The organism is Microcystis sp. M53598_WE2 (assembly GCF_030067735.1).
Lineage (GTDB): Bacteria > Cyanobacteriota > Cyanobacteriia > Cyanobacteriales > Microcystaceae > Microcystis > Microcystis aeruginosa.
Window position 1 is genome coordinate 1 of the sequence record NZ_JASJFE010000077.1, and the last position, 1,172, is coordinate 1,172.

Genomic DNA, 1,172 nt, shown 5'->3' on the forward strand with positions numbered 1-1,172 from the left:
ACTTATAGAGGAGAGGCACTCATGCAACAGGCAAGAGGCAAAAGGGGGAATAAATAATCAGTTTTTAATAACCAGATTTAGTATCAGTTCCTCTGAACTTAGATGTTCGGCTAAGTAAGCTTTCTTGGGCATTTTATCTCCTTGTTTTTACTCGTTTTATTATAACAGGATTTGGTATTAGAAGACAAAACAGGATAGACTTTTCTCTAGTCCGATCGATTTTGGGGACCATGAAGGATTTATTGGCGATTTTTAGCAAGGAATTAAGCTCTTGGTTTCGGCGCTGTTGGTTAGCGGTACTATTGACCGGCAGGGTTTTTTACTTCCTATTCACGCGCCAACCCGATTGGCGCGTCACCCAAGAACAAATGGTAGCAGCTGGGCCCGCCTCGCTGATTATCGCCATGATCACGGCCGCGGTGATCGGGATGATCTTTACGATCCAAGTGGCCCGGGAGTTCCAAGCTTTGGGCGCTGGCAGTATGGTGGGGGGAATTTTGGCCCTTGCTCTCGGTCGGGAACTCTGTCCGATTATGATGGCGATTGTGGTAGCCGGTCGGGTAGGATCGGCTTTTGCGGCGGAAATCGGTACCATGAAGGTGACAGAGCAGATCGACGCACTCTATATGCTCAAAACCGATCCCGTGGAATATCTGGTGCTGCCCCGTTTAATTGCCTGTTGTCTGATGGTTCCCGCTTTGAGTGTTATGGCGTTGCTGATCGGTTTAGGTAGCGGTTTGCTGGTCGGCCAAAGTTTATACGGGATTGCCAATTCAGTTTTTCTCGACTCGGTTCGCGGTTTTCTGGGTGTGGGAGATGTGCTGAGTGGACCGGTTAAAGGGGTGGTTTTTGGGGCTTTAATCGCAATTATCGGCTGTAATTGGGGTTTAACGACCGATGGCGGTGCTAAAGGAGTCGGCCAAGCTACTACCGCGGCCGTAGTCACTATGCTCTTAGCGATTTTTGTATCTAATCTGCTGATGACCTGGATCTTGTTCCAAGGATCTGGCAATAGTTCGGTTTTATTTGGACAGTAATTTCAGTTAAAAACTGTCATTTTCTCGCCATTGTTCTAATACTAAATCCAGTTATTAAAGACTGATTATTTATTCCTCCTTTTGCCTCTTGCCCCCGCCCCCCCGACCCCCCCGATGTCGTAGGGTTGATTCATG

General features: G+C 47.7%; 1 protein-coding gene. It reads left to right on the forward strand.

The window, feature by feature from the left end; all coding sequences use genetic code 11:
• Positions 1 to 230: 230 nt before the first annotated feature.
• A complete protein-coding gene (locus PX636_RS01825) occupies positions 231 to 1,037 on the forward strand; it encodes an MlaE family lipid ABC transporter permease subunit (RefSeq protein WP_002798033.1) in 807 nt (268 codons plus the stop codon).
• Positions 1,038 to 1,172: the final 135 nt, after the last annotated feature.